Below are 515 nucleotides of genomic sequence, written 5' to 3' on the forward strand. Positions count from 1 at the left end.
CCGCGTCCCCGACGGCGGGGGCTGGCGGGCGCGCGGCCGCGCCGGCCGGCCGAGGCCGGGGGCGGGCACGGCGTGCCTGCACGTCGCCGTCGACGACTTCAGCCGCGTGGCCTACGCCGAGCTGCTGCCCGACGAGCGCAAGGGCACCTGCGCGGCCTTCATGGGCCGCTGCCTGGGCTTCTTCGGGGAGATGGGCGTCTCGGTCGAGCGCGTGATGACCGACAACGGGCCGGGCTACCGCAGCGGCGAGTTCAACGCGCTGCTCGAGGGGCGCGGGGTCCGCCACGTCTACACGAGGCCCTTCAGCCCCTGGCAGAACGGCAAGGTCGAGCGCATGAACCGCACGCTCGCCCAGGAGTGGCAGTACGGCAGGGCGTGGGAGAGCGAGGCGGGGAGGGCCGCCGCCCTCCCCGCCTTCATCGAGCATTATAATTGGGACAGGCCGCACAGCGCCTGCGGGGGCCTGCCGCCCATGTCGCGCATCGTCGGCGTAAACAACCTATTGGCACACAACA

The 515-nt window shown here is 72.8% G+C and carries 1 protein-coding gene; it reads left to right on the top strand.

All coding sequences use genetic code 11. The features are described from left to right. Positions 1-515 (top strand): integrase core domain-containing protein (locus D1643_RS11475; RefSeq protein WP_160710695.1); only part of this gene is annotated, 515 nt, incomplete at both ends.

It is taken from the genome of Enterorhabdus sp. P55 (genome assembly GCF_009911695.1).
In the GTDB taxonomy this organism is placed as follows: domain Bacteria; phylum Actinomycetota; class Coriobacteriia; order Coriobacteriales; family Eggerthellaceae; genus Enterorhabdus.